We start from the raw sequence: 13,008 nt of genomic DNA on the forward strand, positions 1-13,008 counted from the left end.
CGTCAGCGCGTCTCGATGACGCTGGGCCCGGCGCTCGTCGCACGCACCCGGAGCTGCGCCGGGATCTGATCCTGCATCGCCTCGACGTGACTGATCACGCCGACCGTTCGACCGCCCTGCCGCAGTTCGTCGAGCGTGCGCATCGCGACGTCGAGGGTGTCGGCATCGAGAGACCCGAAGCCCTCGTCGATGAAGAGCGTGTCGAGACGGATGCCGCCGGCCCGGGCCGTGACCACCTCCGCGAGTCCGAGCGCGAGTGCGAGAGAACTCAGGAAGGTCTCGCCGCCCGAGAGCGACTGTGCGGGACGCGTCTGCCCGGTGAAGGCGTCGTGGACGACGATGCCGAGCCCCGATGCGGCGCCGCGTGCGGCGAGGGCGTCGGAGTGCCGGAGCTGGTAGCGACCCGTGGACATATCGCCCAGCCGACGGTTGGCCGCTTCGACGATCTCTTCGAGCTCGGCGGCGAGCACGAAGGTCTCGAGCGTCATCTTGCGCGTGTTCGGCCCCCGACCGGCGATCGAATCGGCGAGATTCTGCAGCACGGCGTGCTCGGCCAATTCGTCAGCACTGCGATCGTTCTCGTCTGCGGCAGCGGCGATGAGCGAGCCCAGCCGTTCGAGCACGCTCGCCGCGGCACCGGCGACGGAAACCGCCGTGATCCATCCGGCCCGCGCCTCGGCAGCGGATGCTTCGAACGGTGCGATGTCGATCGGTTCGTCGGGGAGCGCGCGCATCTCGAGCGGCAGGAGGATGCTCTTCTCCTTCTCGCGGCTGACTGCGTGCCGCGTGATCTTCTCCTCGAGCGCGTCGCACTCGCGCGGCGAGCGCAGTGCGGCGCGGGCGTCATCGATCGTCTCGAAGGGCGAGTCGGCGAGTGCGCTCCGTCGAGCCGTCTCGGCCTCGGCGCGAGCGAGCTCCCGCTGTTCGAGGTCGCGGAGCGCGGAGGCCAGCGCCGTTGCAGCGGCGATGCCGTCGCTGGTGATCGCGATACGCGATGCGACCGAAGGGAATTCACCTCGTGCCTCGATGATGCGCGCCTCGGCTTCTCGGGCACTCTGCTCCTGGGCGGCGAGCGTCTCGCGTGCCGCCCCCACTGCCGCCTCCGCGGCGGCGCGCTCGTCGTCGAGGGCGTCCGCTCGCGCGGAGATCGCTGCGATGGCGGCGTCATAGGTGGCGAGAGCGCTCTGCGCTTCGATCGAGGATCGCCGCTCGGTCTCGAGCGCCTCGAGTTCGGCCAGCGCCGTCTCTGCCGTACGGCCCTCAGCGGCGGCCTCCGCTCCGGCGATCTTCTCGCGGAGCGACACGTGATGCTCGGAGGCGGCACGTTCCCGTCGAGCAGCCAGGTCACGCACGGCCTCGGCCGCCTCGACGTCGTCTGCCGACACCGGGTCGGCGTGCACGGCGGGAGCCGGATGCTCGCGCGACCCGCACACGGGGCACGGTTCCTGAGCCGTGAGAGTAGAGGCGAGTTCTCCCGCGAAGCCGTCGAGGCGCCGTCGACGCAGGAGCGCGAGCGCGGTCTGAGCCGTCGCCAGCTCGTCGGTCGCCTCCGCGAGCGCACGCTCGGCCGCGTCGCTCTGCTCCCGCAGCTCTTCGCGACGACGCACGGCCTCCGCGCGGGTGATCGCCTGGTCGCGCCGTCGGGTGAGGTCGTCGAGACGGTCAGCGGTGCGCCTCGCTTCGTCACGCGCGTGGGTTTCCCTGGCGAGCTCGGCGGGCAGGTCGCCCTGCTCCCGCACGAGTTCGGCGACGCGCGCGGCGGCCTCACTCGCCGCGGCACGCGCGCGTTCGATATCCGCGTTGCGGGAAGCGGAACCCTCCTCTAGCAGAGCGGCCTGCTCCCATGCGCCGCGCTCGCTCAGACGCTCGGCAACCCAGTCGTTCAGCAGGTCAACGGTGGGGGCGTCGAGACCCGCATCGACGGCGCCCCACTCGTCCTCCGCGATCCGCGCCGACTCCGCCGCGGACTCTGCGGCGCGTGCGGCCCGTTCGGCGGCATCGATCACTGCGCGGAGGGCCTCGGCGCTGCGCGCGGACGCGAGCGCGACCCGATCCTCGTCGATCTGCGGCTGCTCGGCGTCCAGTATCGCGAGCGCGGCACGCGAACGGTCGCGTTCACTCTGCGACGCGCGTTCCTCACGAACCTCGGCGAGTCGGGCATCCGCCGCCGCGAGTGCGCGCTCGGCATCGTCGCGTTCGGCACGGCGGCGCTCGCTGCGATACGCGGCTCGCGCCTCGGCGCGGCGAAGGTCGTCGAGGCGTCCGCTCGTGTCGGCGGCGGGTACGTCCCGCGACGCCGCGGCTCCGGGTGTCGGCCCACCGCCGGAAGCGCCGACGGGCTCGGAAGCGAACGGCTCATCCGCCGCCGCAGCGTCTCCGGACGCCGCGGACTCTCCGGACGCCTCGGACTCTGCGGTGTGCGCGTGCTCATCCGCGCCCAGCCCCTCTCGATCGACGAGCGCCTCGGCCTCGTCGAGCCGCGCTCCGATCGTCGCCAGACGCAGGTCGAGTGCGCGCTCCGACGCTCGACGCCGCTCGTCGAAGCGCGACTGGACGTCGTCGAAGCGCTCGGTACCGAAGAGCCTCCGCAGGAGCGCCTGTCGATCCTTGCTGTTCGCGAGCAGGAACTCCGAGAACCGGTTCTGGGCGAGAAGGATCACCTGCAGGAACTGCTCGCGGCTCAGCTGCAGGATCTCGTCGAGTTCATGTGCGACATCGACGGCGCGCGCCGCTCGTCCGACCCATCCCGACTCCGTGTGCTCCTCGAGAGCCACCGCCGGTGCCTGTTTGGTCAGACCGCCTCCGCGCTTGGCCGGGCGAAGATACTCGGGCGAGCGCGTGACCCGGTAGCGACCGACCGGTGTGCTGAACTCGATCGAGACCTCGGAGATGTCGTCGGGCTCGCAGTAATCGCTGCGCAGCCGTTTCTCACCGCCCTCGTAGCGCGGCACTCCCCCGTACAGCCCGAAGCACACGGCGTCGAGAATGCTCGACTTGCCCGCGCCGGTGCGACCGGCGATCAAGAAGATCCCGTCGTCGGCGAATGCGTCGAAGTCGACGACCTGGCGCGCGCGGAACGGGCCGAATCCTTCGGCCTCCAGCCGGTGCAGGCGCATCTAGACGAGCGCCTCTGCGCGCACCCGGTCGTCGAGCACCTCTCGAATGAGTTCGAGCTCGCGCGTCGTGGGACCGTGCCCCTCGCGCACGTGCTCGAGGAAGGCGGCGATGCGTTCGTCGTCGCTCACGGCCTCGCGCAGACGCGCCGCGTACGACCCCTCACCGCTCTCGACCGTCGTCGCCGGCATGTGCTGCACCAGTGCGCAGAACGGAAAGCGCTCGCGGAGGCGGCGCATCGGCTCGGTCTGCGGAAGCGCGTCGGTGTAGGTCGCGCACACCCAATCCTCGGCGTGAGCCGCGACGTTGTCGTCGGAGAGGATCTCGTCGAGGGTGCCCGTCAGAGTGACGAGCCGGCGCGGAACCGGGAGGTCGAGCCACTCGACACTGGCGAGCCCGCTCTCTCCGATCTCGACGAGCCAGGAACCGCGCGGCTTGCTCTGCTCGCCGAAGCTGTAGTGCAGCGGCGCTCCGGCATAGCGCACGCGGTCGCTCAGGCGGTTGCGGCCGTGGATGTGCCCGAGAGCGACGTAATCGGGGCCGTCGAACACCTCGAGCGGCACGACGTCGAGTCCGCCCTGGCGCACCTCCCGCTCGAGCCCCGTCGTCGCATCGACTCCGGCGGCGAAGCAGTGGGCGATCGCGACCGAGCGCCCCTCGTGCTGCGCCATGCCCGTACGGACGAGGTCCATGGCGTGCGCCATCGTCTGCGCCTGGGTGCGCAGCTGGCGCCCCTCGGCATCGCCCTCGGGCCAGTGCTGGCGCACGATCGCGGGCTCGAGGTACGGGATCCCGAAGAAGTTCACCGGACCGTCGACATCGTGAATCGTCACCGGCGTGCCGATCGCCAGCGGATCGGTGAGCACGTGGATGCCCTCGCGCAGCAGCCGGGCCTGGAAACCGAGTCGGGCCGCCGAGTCGTGGTTGCCGCTCGTCACGACGACGCTCGCCCCCGTGTCGTGCAGCGCGACCAGCGCATCGCCGAGCAGGGTGTAGGCGGGACCCGATGGCGTCGCGGAGTCGAAGACATCGCCCGCCACGACCACGACGTCGACCGCGTGCTCACTCACCTGCGCCGTGAGCGCTCCGAGCACCTCGGCCAGCGCGTCCATGGTCGAGTTGCCATGGAAGGTGCGGCCGATGTGCCAGTCGGAGGTGTGCAGGATGCGCATAATCACACGGTACGAAGGGCCACCGACATTCCGTCCGAGGCGTGCCGCAGCAGCCGTTCCCCGGCGGCGGATCGACGGGGCCGATCGTCGATCCGCCGCCCGATGGGCGACCGGCTCCGCTCAGTGCGCGGAGGGGACGGCCTCTCCGAGCGACGGCAGCAGCTCGCTCTTCGATCCGCGAACCATGGTCGCCGCGATCACCGAGGCGGCGACCATGAAGACCGATGCGGCGATGAACGTCCAGCCGTAGGCATCCGTGAGCCGCTCCGGACCGACCTCCGTCTGCGCGTGTCCACCGACCGCGGCCGCGTAGACCGCCGTGAACACCGACAACCCGATCGACCCGCCGATCTGCATCGCCGAGTTCGCGACCGCCGACGCCACCCCGGCGTCGTGCGGCGCGACCCCCGAGAGCGCCAGGTTCTGCAGAGGGATGAACACGAAGCCCATCCCGATCCCCAGCAGCACCAGCGCCGGGGCGATCTGAACGACGTACGCACCGTCCGGTGTGATTCCCGAGAGCGTGAACAGGCCGACCGCAGCGATCAGCGGCCCGACCACGAGCATCGGGCGCGGGCCGATCACGGGCAACAGCTTGGTCGCGATCGGCGCGAGCACCATGGTCGCGATCGGGAGCGGGAGGCTCGCGAGCCCGGCCTGGAGCGCTCCCATGCCGAGAACGAACTGCAGGTGGAACGTCAGGTACACGGTCGCGCCGATCATGATCGCGCCGGCGACACCCTGGATGAGGAACGCGCCGCCGCGCACGCGGTCGGCGACCACACGCAACGGGAGCAGCGGGTGCGCGACCCGACTCTCGACCCAGACGAAGAGTCCGAGGAGCACGCCGCCGAGCACGAGGAAGCCGATCGTCAGGGGCTGCGCCCACCCGCCCTCGGCGAGGCTGAACCCGTAGACGAGGGACCCGAGTCCGAGGGTGACGCTCAAGGCACCCGCGATGTCGAGGCGCTTGCTGCCCTCAGCCGCGCTCTCGGTCAGCACGATCGCCCCACCGGCCACGCCGATCACGACGAAGACGAGGTTGACGAGCAGGCACCAACGCCAGTCGGCGAATTCGGTCAGGACGCCGCCGAGCAGCATGCCGATGGCCGCGCCGGTGCCGGCGACCGTGCCGAACACGGCGAAGGCGGTGTTGCGCTCCCGTCCAGTCGGGAACGTCACGGTCAACAACGCCAGGGCCGCCGGCGCGAGGAGGGCGGCGAACACGCCCTCCAGGCCTCGCGCGAGGACCAGCTCCCAGCCCTGCTGAGCGAGACCGCCGTAGACGGAGGCGGCTCCGAAGCCGAGCATTCCGATCAGGAACGCCCGCTTGCGTCCGATGAAATCGGCGATCCGGCCGCCCAGGAGCAGGAGCGCTCCGAAGGCGAGGGCATAGGCCGTCACGACCCACTGGCGCTGCACGTCGCTGAGATCGAGAGCTGCCTGAGCACGGGGCAGGGCGATGTTGACGATGGTGCCGTCGAGGACGACGACCAGTTGGGTCAACGAGAGGACGACGAGCGCCCACCATCGGGTCTGAGGGCGGGCGCGCAGGGATGACGACATGGAAAAACCTCCGGTGTCTGGTGAAGGATGCCGGAGGTTTCGAGCCTCGGACCAGCGCGCCGCGGGCGCCTGACCACCTCAGCCGACGGGGCTGAGCAGAGCTCGACTATAACAAGTCGATCGAGAGGTTCGTAAGCGGAAGGTCCCCTGACCCACCCTCGTCACGACGATCGGCACGCGGTGATGCGAGATGCGCGGTGCGCGATCACCTGTGCGGCGTGCGGGGCTGCGCGATGCGAGATCAGGGCTGCCCTCCGCCCACAGGTGCCGGGACTTGCCCCTCCCGGCGGGGGTTGTGCCCGCCTCGTCGTGACTACCGACTTCCGCTACTCCTCCAGATCGTTCGTCCAGTTCGCCTGCTGGATCCGGTTGTCGAGCTCGCGCAGTTCCTGCGCGACCCGATCCGCGTTCGCCCGCAGCTCCGCCACGGGGAGCGCCGAGATCTGTCGCAGCTCCGAGCGCATCTGCCTGGGGAACTGCGTGTTGCCGGACGCCGATGCCGCGGCATCCGCCAGCAGTGAATGCCGGAGCCGCAGCACGTCCCGCGTCGCGAGCGCGTCGGTCATCGTGCCGTCCGCCCCCAGATCGAGTCGAGCGTTCGTGGCGTTGATCCGGCGGATCAGGTCGCGAAGCCGTGCGAGATCCGCCTCGGCATCGACGAGAAGCGCGTTCGCGTCCTCGGACGGTTCCTCGCCCTCCTGGAAGCGGGCGTTCGCGGTGATCCGTGCACGGAGCTGCTCGATCCGTCGCTGCAGATCGGCCCGTGCGGTGAGTGCCTCGGCGAGTTTCATGCGTCCCATCCTTCCAAATCGACGTCGTAACACAACGTCACGGACGACACGGTCATCGCGCGCGCAGCAGCGAGGCCTTCTCGGGGTGCGCCGAGAACCAGTCGGCGACGTACCAGCACACCGCGTCGACCTTGCGGTCTCCGCGCTCCTCGATCTCGGCGATCGCGCCCTCGACAACCGTCCCCGCGTACCCGTGCCCGCGGAAAGACGGGATCGTGAAGGCCCGGGTGAGGGCGATGGTGCTTCCGTCGTCACGGTAGTCGAGCACGCTCACGAGCTGTCCGTCTCGGGTCAGCGTGTAGCGGGAGGCGTCCTTCTCGTCGGTGAGGATGAAGCCGGAGGCGAGCGTCGATTTCGTCATCGGAACCACGTTACGCCCGCCGCGCGATCGTGTGGTCGTTTTGACACGGGCCGACACGATCGGACATAATCCCCCCATGACCACCAACGCACGCCCTTTGTCCGCCCAGGAGGCGAACGGGACTGCCGGGATGATGATGCCCGGTCGCGTTGGCATGTGTTGCCGAATGTGCAGCTGAACGAACAGCCACCCGCCCGACCCCGTCCCTCGCGATCTCCGAGGCAGGGGTCCCCGAGCATCCACCCTTTGCTCGTTTCCCGGCTCGCCCCGGTCATTCATGCAACGCATCAGAGCCCATCGGCTCACGTCCTGAGGACTTCATCATCATGTCGAACATCGCACTTCTCGAGCGTCCCGCCACCGCCCCGCTGCGCACCGTTCCCGCACGCACCGAGGCAGACGCACCGTTGAACACCGCCGCCGACCTTCCCGCCGCCCGTTCGCCGCGCGGCTTCGCCCTGTACGTCGGTCTCGACGAGATCAAGGCCGCCGAGGCCGGCGTGACCCTTCCGCTGCTCGTCGACGCCCTCCGCCGCACCCTCGCCGAGCTCGCGCCCGGCGCCGAGACGCACGCCACGGTGGCCCTCGCGCCGCACGGTTCCGGCGGCAAGGACCTCGACGTGGTGCGCCTCGCCCTGCACGAGCCCGGTGCGATCGCCCGCACCAAGGCCGCGGCGGAGGACGACGCCGTCGACGAAGAGGGCGGCGTGACCGTCGACATCTCGCGCAAGCGCGTGCTCATCGACGGCGAGTCCGCCGCGTTCACCTACAAGGAGTTCGAGCTGCTGCAGTACCTCGTGCTCCGTGAGGGCCGCACGATCGAACGCTCCGAGCTGGTCTCGGCTCTGTGGCAGGCCCAGGACGACGAGACTCCCGGCGAGCGCACGATCGACGTGCACGTGCGCCGCCTGCGCGCCAAGCTCGGCCGCTACGAGGACATCGTCCGCACCGTGCGCGGCATCGGCTACCGCTTCGATCGCCACGCCGACGTCGTCATCCGCTACGGACACGGCACTCCCTCGCCCGACCGCTTCTGACCCGCAGGCCCGCCACTCTGTCGGACGCCCGACGTAGGGTGGGCGCATGACGATGACAGCGGATGCCGGTGCGGCCGAGGCCGCGCGTTCCGGCCCTCCGCTCGAGCTCGTGTACCGACCGGGCCACCCCCTGGATCTGCTGCGGACCGTCGGCATGCTGCGCCGCGGGCGGAACGATCCGACGACCGTCATCGACGGCGGTGTGATCTGGCGCGCGCTGCGCACCCCCTCCGGCATCGCGACGATCGCACTCCGCGCCTCCTCGGGAGAGGTGCGGGCGACCGCCTGGGGCCCGGGAGCCGGCGATGCTCTCGACCGGGTCCCCCGGCTCTGCGGGGCCGACGACGACGCCGAGGGCTTCGATCCGGCGCAGCATCCGCTGATCGCCGATGCCGCCCACCGTCACCCCGGCCTGCGGCTCACGCGCACCGACGAGGTGTTCGACGCGCTCGCCTGCGCGATCATCGAGCAGAAGGTCACGGGCATGCAGGCCTTCGGCGCATGGCGTTTCCTCGTCGCACGCCACGGCGAGCGCGCACCCGGCCCGACTCCCCGCCCGATGCACGCCGCTCCCCCGCACTCGGTGTGGCGCACGATCCCCTCCTGGATCTGGCAGCGCGCCGGCGTCGAGCCCCCGCAGTCGAAGACCATCGTGCGTGCGGCCCAGCGCGGTGACAGCATCGAACGCGCCGCACGCGCCGCCGAGACCGGCGTCGACCGCGACCGCGTGCTCACCAGCCTGCCGGGCGTCGGTCTCTGGACCTCGGCCGAGACTCGCATCCGCGCGCTCGGCGACCCGGATGCGGTGAGCGTCGGCGATTACCACCTGGCCCACCAGGTCGGCTACGCGCTGACCGGCCGACGCACCGACGACGACGGGATGCTCGCACTCCTCGCCCCATGGACGGGACATCGCCAGCGGGTGCTCCGTCTCATCCATGCCAGCGGCGTGCAGGAGCCGCGCCGGGGCCCGCGCCTCGCCCCCGAGGACCACCGCGCCCGCTAGCCCTAGGCTGTGACCATGAACCCGTCTCGTCGTCGACTCGCGCTCCGCCTGATCGTCACAATCGGCCTGCTGGTGCTGGGCGTCGTGATCGGCCTGATCTTCCAGAACGTCTGGCTCGGCGTGCTGCTCGCCGCCATCGTGTGGATCGGGTGGTTCCTCGGCTACGAGTCGCGGCGCGGGCACAACGCCGGCGTCAATGACGAGGACCACGGCATCGAGCTCTGATGCCCCTCCTCGATCATCTCGGCATCACGGTCGCCGATCTCGAGCGCGGGCGCGCCCAGTTCGCCCCGGTGCTCGCCGCGCTCGGCTTCGCGATCGGGTACGGCGACGATCACTCGCTCTCCTGGAACAAGGATGACGAGACCGAGCTGATCCTCATGGCGCCGCGCGACGACGACCCCGAACCGCACCGCCACGGACGCGTCGGCTGGCAGCACCTCGCCTTCGCCGTCGACTCCCGCGACGAGGTCGAGCGATTGCACGCCATCGCCGTCACAGCCGGCTGGACGCCCGTGCGTGCGCCCAAGGAGTACCCGCGCTTCACCGAGCGCTATTACGCGTCGTTCGTCGAGGACGACGGCGGCATCCGCATCGAGTTCATGCACAACCCGCCGCGCGACGCTTGACACCTCGCCCGTCGACCCCCTACGTTGGCAAGGCTGTGCCGACGGGCGCAGCACTCAGCCGAGGAGACGACAGATGACCGCCCTGCGGAATCAGCCCATCGCCGCGGTCGCAGCGCTTCCGCAGAAGCGCCACGACCGCTACGAGTCGTACCCTCCGGCGCGCGCCGTGTGACCGCATCCGCTGTCCCCTGCCCCGCACCGTCAGGTCCGGGGCTTTTTTCATGAGTTCCTGACCTGTGACTGAACCATCACGAAGGAAAGGAACCATGGAGAAGCTCTCCGCGCGGCTGCTGTCGTGGGCGTCGCTGATCGACGAGAAGACCCTCGATCAGGCGCACACCACGGCACGCATGCCGTTCATCCACCCGCACCTGGCGCTCATGCCCGATGCGCACCTCGGCAAGGGGGCGACGGTCGGCTCGGTGATCCCGACGCTCGGAGCCATCATCCCCGCCGCCGTCGGTGTCGACATCGGCTGCGGCATGATCGCCGTCCGCACGCAGTTCACGAAGGACGACGTGTCGGGGCGCGACCTCGCCCCTCTGCGAGAGCAGGTCGAGAGGGCCGTCCCGCTCTCCGCCGGCCGCTACAACAACAAGGTCGTGGCCACGGCCGAGCCCCGCGTCGCGGAGCTCGAGGCGCTCGCGGAGAAGAGCGGATTCGATCCCGCCTCGTACGCGAAGAACTGGCGGCTGCAGCTCGGCACCCTCGGCTCGGGGAATCACTTCATCGAGGTCTCGCTGGATGAACTCGATCGGGTGTGGCTCTTCCTGCACTCGGGGTCGCGGGGCGTCGGCAACCGGATCGCCGGCCACCACATCTCCGTGGCGCAGCGGATGGCGAAGCAGTGGTGGATCGAGCTTCCCGACCCCGACCTGGCTTACCTGGTCGAAGGGACGCCGGAGTTCACGCGGTACATCCGGGAGCTCCGGTGGGCGCAGCACTTCGCGCTGCTGAACCGGGAGGAGATGATGGACCGGCTGATCCGGCAGATGTCCGACTTCGTCGGAGCGCAGGTCGACGAGCAAGAGCGGATCAACTGCCACCACAACTTCACCGAGTCCGAGAAGCACTTCGGCAAGCGGGTGTGGGTGTCGAGGAAGGGTGCGATCCAGGCCGACGTCGGTCGGCCGGGGCTCATCCCCGGTTCGATGGGCACGGCATCGTACGTGGTCGAGGGGAAGGGCGACCCGCTGTCGCTGAACTCCTCGCCGCACGGCGCAGGACGGGAGTACTCCCGGTCGGCGGCGCGGCGCACGTTCACGCACGAGCAGTTGCGGGAGGCGATGGTCGGGATCGAGTTCCGTAACACGGATGCGTTCATCGACGAGATCCCGCAGGCGTACAAGCCGATCGATCGGGTCATGGCGGATGCCGAGAGCCTCGTGGCGATCCGACACACGCTGCGGCAGATCGTGAACGTCAAGGGGGACTGATCTCTCCTGCACCGGGGACGTGATTCGTGGGTAATCCACGGGTCACGTCCCCCGCGGAAATCTCACCCCGCCGACGCTGGCAGACTGCTCGGAACGATGCGAGCATGTGGGGATGGCATTCATGAACGACGCGCAGATCTGGGCCATGATCGGGGCCTTCACGGCTCTGATGTTCGGCATGCTCACGGTCGTCTCGACGCTGTTCATCCGGGTGGTCCGAGCGGAGATCGGTGGCCTGCGCAGCGAGATGAACGGCCAGATCGGTGGCCTGCGCAGCGAGATGAACGGCCAGATCGGTGGCCTGCGCAGCGAGATGAACGCTCGCTTCGACGCCGTCAACACACGGATCGACGCGCTCGATCGAGACGTGCAGGCGATCGTGAAGCGCACGTTCGGGCTCGACCGCGACTGACCGCTTCGCGCGTGCCGGGCTCAGACGACCGGCGACGCCTCGATTTCGGCGGGACGATCGGTGAACGCCGTCTTCGGCACGAAGACGAGAGTGACGGCCGCCACCAGGGCCGTGACACCGCACACGATCCACACCGTGAAGTACCCGGCGAGCGACCCGGCGGTGCCGTCGGCCGCGGCGCCGGCCGATTCGGCCACACCGTTCAGCAGCGCGATCCCGAACACGCACGAGGCGATCGCCCCGCCCACCGTCTTGACCGAGTTCGTCAGACCGGTCGCGACACCCGTCTGCGTCGCGGGTGCACCGGATGCCGCGGCCGCGGGAAGCGCAGCCACGAGCGCGCCGGAGCCGAGCCCGGCGATCACCATGTTGGTCACGACCTGCGCATACGTGTCGTGGAACGGCAGGAACAGCAGGAACCCGATCCCCACGAGGAGCGACGCGCCCATCAGTGTGAGCCGGGGCGTCGTGCGACGGGCGATCAGTGGGAACAGGAGAGCGCCGGCGATCATCGCGATCAGGTAGAGCCCGATGATCAGCGAGGTCTGGAACCCCGAGGTGCCCAGTCCGTATCCGTGCACGGCGGGATCGGTGCGGGCGAAGGTCGACAGCGGGGCCTGCGCGCCGAGCACGCTGACACCGAAGAGACCGGCGGTGAGGAACACCGGGCCGAGCGCCGGGGAGCGGAACATGCGCACATCGATCAGCGGGTCGTCCCGGCGGAGCTCCCAGAGCGCGAACGGCACGACCAGCACGATCCCGAGCAGCACCACCGCCCACGACCACGGATTCACGAGACCGCCCTCGAGGCGCAGGAGGCTGAGTCCCCCGGTGAAGCACACGAGGGCGAGCGAGATGAGGATGAGCCCTACCGTGTCGAACGCGCCGCCCGTGGGATCGGGCGATTCCTTCACCCCGAACAGGATCACGAAGAAGCAGACGACGATGAGGGTCGCCGGCACGAGGAGCACGACCGTCAACGGCAGGACGTCGACGAGCGCGCCTCCGGCGAGCGCGCCGAGGATCGCGCCACCCTCGAGAGCGGCGACGAGGAGACCCGCGGCCTTCGCGGTGATCGTCGAGCGCCCCTCCATCCGACGCGACCGCGACCAGATCAGGGCGATCTCGAGCGGAAGCCACACGACGTAGAAGCCCATGAGCGTCCAGGCAACGAGGAAGACCCCGAACGAGTCGGTGAACGGCAGCACGAGTGCGGCGGCTGCGGTGAGGGCCGTCGAGATCAACAGCATCCGCTTGTGGCCGACCATATCGCCGAGCTTCGCGAAGGCGGGCACCACGAGGGCCGACAGCATGAGCTGCGTGCCTTCGAGCCAGTTCACGTCGGCATCGTGGATGCCGAGATGCCGGGCGATGTCGGTGAGCATCGGGGTGTAGTACCCCTGCAGCACGCCGCTCGTGAACTCGACGAACGCGAGATAGCCGACAACGGCGGCGAGAGTGCCCAGTGTGCGCGTGCGCGTCAT

General features: G+C 69.8%; 12 protein-coding genes. 6 read left to right on the forward strand and 6 right to left on the reverse strand.

Translation table 11 applies throughout. The features are described from left to right. Window positions 1-2: 2 nt before the first annotated feature. The 5 genes from ACIQTT_RS07030 to ACIQTT_RS07050 form a co-directional block, all read right to left on the reverse strand. Window positions 3-3,116 (reverse strand): AAA family ATPase, encoded by a 3,114-nt coding sequence (locus ACIQTT_RS07030; RefSeq protein WP_402787930.1) that lies wholly within the window; start codon window positions 3,114-3,116, stop codon window positions 3-5. Then, on the reverse strand, window positions 3,117-4,286 hold the full coding sequence (locus ACIQTT_RS07035) for an exonuclease SbcCD subunit D (protein WP_402787933.1): 1,170 nt from the start codon (window positions 4,284-4,286) through the stop codon (window positions 3,117-3,119). 120 nt (window positions 4,287-4,406) lie between these two features. Continuing rightward, on the reverse strand, window positions 4,407-5,852 hold the full coding sequence (locus tag ACIQTT_RS07040) for an MFS transporter (protein WP_402787936.1): 1,446 nt from the start codon (window positions 5,850-5,852) through the stop codon (window positions 4,407-4,409). Between the two features lie 326 nt (window positions 5,853-6,178). Continuing rightward, window positions 6,179-6,643 carry a DIP1984 family protein gene (locus tag ACIQTT_RS07045; protein ID WP_400441089.1) on the reverse strand — a complete coding sequence of 155 codons (465 nt, stop codon included), beginning with the start codon at window positions 6,641-6,643 and terminating at the stop codon, window positions 6,179-6,181. 52 nt (window positions 6,644-6,695) lie between these two features. Beyond that, the gene (locus tag ACIQTT_RS07050) at window positions 6,696-7,004 is read right to left on the reverse strand and encodes a GNAT family N-acetyltransferase (RefSeq protein WP_402787939.1); all 309 of its coding nucleotides are present in this window, start codon (window positions 7,002-7,004) and stop codon (window positions 6,696-6,698) included. A gap of 326 nt (window positions 7,005-7,330) precedes the next feature. Between ACIQTT_RS07050 and ACIQTT_RS07055 the strand changes: the two genes are divergently transcribed. From ACIQTT_RS07055 to ACIQTT_RS07080, 6 genes are all read left to right on the forward strand, one after another. Next, window positions 7,331-8,041 (forward strand): winged helix-turn-helix domain-containing protein, encoded by a 711-nt coding sequence (locus ACIQTT_RS07055; protein ID WP_402787942.1) that lies wholly within the window; start codon window positions 7,331-7,333, stop codon window positions 8,039-8,041. Between the two features lie 46 nt (window positions 8,042-8,087). Beyond that, the gene (locus ACIQTT_RS07060) at window positions 8,088-9,047 is read left to right on the forward strand and encodes a DNA-3-methyladenine glycosylase family protein (protein WP_402787945.1); all 960 of its coding nucleotides are present in this window, start codon (window positions 8,088-8,090) and stop codon (window positions 9,045-9,047) included. A 15-nt stretch (window positions 9,048-9,062) separates the two neighbouring features. After that, window positions 9,063-9,272 carry a hypothetical protein gene (locus tag ACIQTT_RS07065; RefSeq protein WP_402787948.1) on the forward strand — a complete coding sequence of 70 codons (210 nt, stop codon included), beginning with the start codon at window positions 9,063-9,065 and terminating at the stop codon, window positions 9,270-9,272. Further along, a complete protein-coding gene (locus ACIQTT_RS07070) occupies window positions 9,272-9,676 on the forward strand; it encodes a VOC family protein (RefSeq protein ID WP_402787951.1) in 405 nt (134 codons plus the stop codon). The genes ACIQTT_RS07065 and ACIQTT_RS07070 overlap by 1 nt, the downstream gene beginning before the upstream one ends. 266 nt (window positions 9,677-9,942) lie before the next feature. Further along, complete coding sequence (locus ACIQTT_RS07075; RefSeq protein WP_402787954.1) at window positions 9,943-11,112, forward strand: RtcB family protein; 1,170 nt, start codon at window positions 9,943-9,945, stop codon at window positions 11,110-11,112. 112 nt (window positions 11,113-11,224) lie between these two features. Beyond that, a complete protein-coding gene (locus ACIQTT_RS07080; protein WP_402787957.1) occupies window positions 11,225-11,524 on the forward strand; it encodes a hypothetical protein in 300 nt (99 codons plus the stop codon). Window positions 11,525-11,544: 20 nt separating this feature from the next. Here the strand turns inward: ACIQTT_RS07080 and ACIQTT_RS07085 are convergent, their stop codons facing one another. Beyond that, window positions 11,545-13,008: an MFS transporter gene (locus ACIQTT_RS07085; protein ID WP_402787960.1), complete on the reverse strand. Its 1,464-nt coding sequence runs from the start codon at window positions 13,006-13,008 to the stop codon at window positions 11,545-11,547.

Origin of the sequence: Microbacterium sp. NPDC090225 (assembly GCF_044772365.1) — a bacterium.
Classification (GTDB): Bacteria; Actinomycetota; Actinomycetes; order Actinomycetales; family Microbacteriaceae; genus Microbacterium.

Bases quoted from the DNA above. Each gene is read 5' to 3' on its own strand.
- ACIQTT_RS07030 (WP_402787930.1), bottom strand. From the start codon at position 3,116: ATGCGCCTGCACCGGCTGGAGGCCGAAGGATTCGGCCCGTTCCGCGCG.
- ACIQTT_RS07035 (WP_402787933.1), bottom strand. From the start codon at position 4,286: ATGCGCATCCTGCACACCTCCGACTGGCACATCGGCCGCACCTTCCAT.
- ACIQTT_RS07040 (WP_402787936.1), bottom strand. From the start codon at position 5,852: ATGTCGTCATCCCTGCGCGCCCGCCCTCAGACCCGATGGTGGGCGCTC.
- ACIQTT_RS07045 (WP_400441089.1), bottom strand. From the start codon at position 6,643: ATGAAACTCGCCGAGGCACTCACCGCACGGGCCGATCTGCAGCGACGG.
- ACIQTT_RS07050 (WP_402787939.1), bottom strand. From the start codon at position 7,004: ATGACGAAATCGACGCTCGCCTCCGGCTTCATCCTCACCGACGAGAAG.
- ACIQTT_RS07055 (WP_402787942.1), top strand. From the start codon at position 7,331: ATGTCGAACATCGCACTTCTCGAGCGTCCCGCCACCGCCCCGCTGCGC.
- ACIQTT_RS07060 (WP_402787945.1), top strand. From the start codon at position 8,088: ATGACGATGACAGCGGATGCCGGTGCGGCCGAGGCCGCGCGTTCCGGC.
- ACIQTT_RS07065 (WP_402787948.1), top strand. From the start codon at position 9,063: ATGAACCCGTCTCGTCGTCGACTCGCGCTCCGCCTGATCGTCACAATC.
- ACIQTT_RS07070 (WP_402787951.1), top strand. From the start codon at position 9,272: ATGCCCCTCCTCGATCATCTCGGCATCACGGTCGCCGATCTCGAGCGC.
- ACIQTT_RS07075 (WP_402787954.1), top strand. From the start codon at position 9,943: ATGGAGAAGCTCTCCGCGCGGCTGCTGTCGTGGGCGTCGCTGATCGAC.
- ACIQTT_RS07080 (WP_402787957.1), top strand. From the start codon at position 11,225: ATGGCATTCATGAACGACGCGCAGATCTGGGCCATGATCGGGGCCTTC.
- ACIQTT_RS07085 (WP_402787960.1), bottom strand. From the start codon at position 13,008: ATGACGCGCACGCGCACACTGGGCACTCTCGCCGCCGTTGTCGGCTAT.